The sequence below is a fragment of the Aquiflexum sp. genome (genome assembly GCF_041749095.1).
GTDB lineage: Bacteria > Bacteroidota > Bacteroidia > Cytophagales > Cyclobacteriaceae > Aquiflexum.
On the sequence record NZ_JBGTCA010000083.1, the window covers coordinates 1 to 2,751 of the forward strand.

General features: G+C 42.3%; 4 protein-coding genes. 1 reads left to right on the top strand and 3 read right to left on the bottom strand.

The window, feature by feature from the left end; genetic code table 11:
• Nucleotides 1-304: 304 nt before the first annotated feature.
• The 3 genes from ACEW8O_RS04595 to ACEW8O_RS04605 all read right to left on the bottom strand — a co-directional run bounded on the left by ACEW8O_RS04595 (nt 305) and on the right by ACEW8O_RS04605 (nt 1,997).
• Complete coding sequence (locus ACEW8O_RS04595; protein WP_373493447.1) at nt 305-526, bottom strand: DUF2683 family protein; 222 nt, start codon at nt 524-526, stop codon at nt 305-307.
• 84 nt (nt 527-610) lie between these two features.
• Nucleotides 611-781, bottom strand: a complete 171-nt coding sequence (locus ACEW8O_RS04600) for a hypothetical protein (RefSeq protein ID WP_373493448.1) — start codon at nt 779-781, stop codon at nt 611-613.
• Nucleotides 782-833: 52 nt separating this feature from the next.
• Nucleotides 834-1,997: an ATP-binding protein gene (locus tag ACEW8O_RS04605; RefSeq protein ID WP_373493449.1), complete on the bottom strand. Its 1,164-nt coding sequence runs from the start codon at nt 1,995-1,997 to the stop codon at nt 834-836.
• 435 nt (nt 1,998-2,432) lie between these two features.
• On the opposite strand from ACEW8O_RS04605, the gene ACEW8O_RS04610 reads away from it, so the two are divergent.
• Nucleotides 2,433-2,594, top strand: a complete 162-nt coding sequence (locus ACEW8O_RS04610; RefSeq protein ID WP_373493450.1) for a hypothetical protein — start codon at nt 2,433-2,435, stop codon at nt 2,592-2,594.
• Nucleotides 2,595-2,751 lie beyond the last annotated feature (157 nt).

A 2,751-nucleotide genomic window follows, 5' to 3' on the forward strand; every position in this document is an offset into this window, starting at 1 on the left:
AATCATGGGGTGCAGTTGGCCGGGGGCTTACTATAAAGCATGGTTTAAAACAAGAAAGGGCGAATAATCTTAGATTAGGTATCCTCATACTGACCAAGGACATCTCTTCTTAATTTTTTCCACATCTTTGGCCGATAAGAAATAATTCATAGCGGCTCAGGTTTGCCCGTTCCCCGGTAAGTATCCACAATAAGTTCTGTGAACAGTTTGAACAGTTTAATTGAGAACAGCTTTGTTGCCCGCTTTTTGGTGTGCAGCAATATCCACTTTAGCCTTGTCCGAAAAATCCAAATTAAATTCCATCCTACAAGCCCAAAAACTCTTTTAGGTTTTCCTTTTCAACCCTTATTGTCTTACCCTCTTTCACCTGCTGACGGCTTTCTTTAATCTTTGCAACAAATTCCGGATCATAGGGCTTATCCTTCGATATCTCAAACTTCATTTTCAGGGCTTTCACAAAGGCCTTTAAAGCATGTTCCTGCTCGATGGTTTCAGGATGTATGATGAAAGTGTTTAGTGATTTCATTTGGGATGTTGAGTTTAATTTCTTTTGCACCATAAGCAAATTTAAGCGTTTTATGATAAAGTTTTATTGCTGGCTCTTTACTGCTCATAATGTCTTCTTCAACCTCAATGTCGTAAATCTTTTAAACTGTTTGACCAGTTTCTTGTCTATGAGCTGGGCGGAGATCAATTCATCAGAGCTGTCCTGCATTAAGAAGTCTGTGGTATAGCCCAAGGCGTTGGCAAGCTTTAGGAGAAGGTGAGATGTATCTCCCAATTTGGATGTAAGAGAACCCGAACATTTTAACCAGTCGTGCTATATTCCAGGGCTAGAAAAAGTTTGAAATATCCGCTTGAAACCAAGGCTTTACCTCTATGCCATTGCTTCGTTTTTGCTCCATATCTCCTGCATAAATAATGGTTCCACCAGTGGTCGTGGTTAGATTGTTCCAGAAATTGATTCCTTTGAAATATGTCTGGGTTATGGTTTGTCCGGCTTTTATTTCAATGGGATATAATTTATCTCCGTTATCAATGATTAGATCAATTTCATTGCCTTTGTTATCTCGCCAAAAGTACAATCGTCCTTGATTTCCGAGGTTATACTGCATTTTGATAAACTCGCCGATGACAAAATTTTCAAAAAGGCTTCCCCGAAGAGGATGGGTCTGTATTTGGAGTGGATTTTGTATTCCCAGCAAGGCACATACCAGGCCCGTATCATGAAAGTATAGCTTGGGCATTTTCACCAATCGTTTATTGAAATTTTGGTGATGAGGCTTTAAGAGGTGGATGATAAAACTGCTTTCCAAAATGGTGAGCCAGGCATCAATGGTTTTGCTGTCAACTCCAACCTCTATTCCCAAACTACTCTTATTCAGCAGTTGACCTACCCGCCCCGCGCATAAGCGTAAAAACCGCTCGAAATCACCCAGGTTGGAAATGTTCTTTATTAACCGAACATCGCGTTCAACATAGGTTTTGATGTAATTGGGGAACCATTTTTCCGGTGCAATTTCCTGTTGAAATACCGGGGGGTAACTTCCCGTAAATAGCATTTCATTCAGCGTTTTCGGTAGGAGATCTCCCGATTTTAACTCATTTACTGAAAACGGCAGGAGGTATAGATATGCCAACCGGCCGGCCAGACTTTGAACAATGTTTTGCTGAAGCAGAAAATTGTTGGACCCGGTCAAAATAAATCGGCCCGCAGCATTGCTTTCATCAAGCAGTTGTTGGAGATACGAGAAAATGGCTGGTACTCTTTGGGCCTCGTCTAAAATGGCACCTTCTGTATATTGAGCTAAGAACCCACGCGGGTCTTGCTCCGCAAATTGGCGCGTATCGGGGTTTTCTAACGATACATATGTTTTTGACGGAAAAAGAGCACGGGTTAAAGTTGTTTTGCCAGACTGCCTTGGCCCAACCACGGCAACTGCTTTAAACTGTTTCGACAACAGTCGCAATTCCTTTTCTGCTTCTCTTGCAATCATAGCCCAAAGGTACAATTTCGGAATTGGAGTCCGAAATTGTACAATTTAGTGAAGCTGTCCGGAGTGTTTGACATGTCTGAGACTAAGCCAAATCACCCCAGGGAGCCCTGAATGTAAAGAACGATCTGCTTCAAAGTCCAAAAACCATCCGCTTTGCACGCAGGTAGCAAGTGCACGATGCACCACGTTTTATTCTGATAGAATTCTGTACAGTTCAAGATTGAGATAGCAATGGGACGCTAACTTCAAGCTGCAAACATTAAAAAGGATAAATATTAATGTTTAATCTGTTTTTGACCTTAAAACAGTCGAAATTGTACCACCGAAAAAGACTAACTCAAGTTTCGCACATCATTTATTCCAAATATTTATTTGAAAACAAGGTCTTAGTCTACACGATCTGAATTGTTTAAAATAAATGAACACCAACCTGCGATGCCGCGCGTAGGCCCGGGCAATCCAGCGGCCGGTGGTGGGGTGAATGAAAAAAAAGCAGACAGATCGGGGAAGGCGCTTGCGTTTGGACCCCTGCCCACCACTTCCTCTGATCTGTCGTTTTTTTTTTCAGAGCGCGGGGAAGTATTGGACTGCCCTTGAATTTTTTATTCGCAGTGTTTGTTTTTAGTGGAGCTTATGAGCGCTCCTGCGTCGCTGAGTTGTTTCTTTTTGTTTTAAGAACCGAGGACGGCCTAAGCCGGACGAGCTCAAGCCAACCGCTACAAGCGGACACGCTGGCTTACCAAAGAAAGCAAAG

Excerpts from the sequence above, each read along its gene's own strand:
- ACEW8O_RS04595 (WP_373493447.1), bottom strand. The coding sequence starts at position 526 with ATGAAATCACTAAACACTTTCATCATACATCCTGAAACCATCGAGCAG.
- ACEW8O_RS04610 (WP_373493450.1), top strand. The coding sequence starts at position 2,433 with ATGCCGCGCGTAGGCCCGGGCAATCCAGCGGCCGGTGGTGGGGTGAAT.
- ACEW8O_RS04605 (WP_373493449.1), bottom strand. The coding sequence starts at position 1,997 with ATGATTGCAAGAGAAGCAGAAAAGGAATTGCGACTGTTGTCGAAACAG.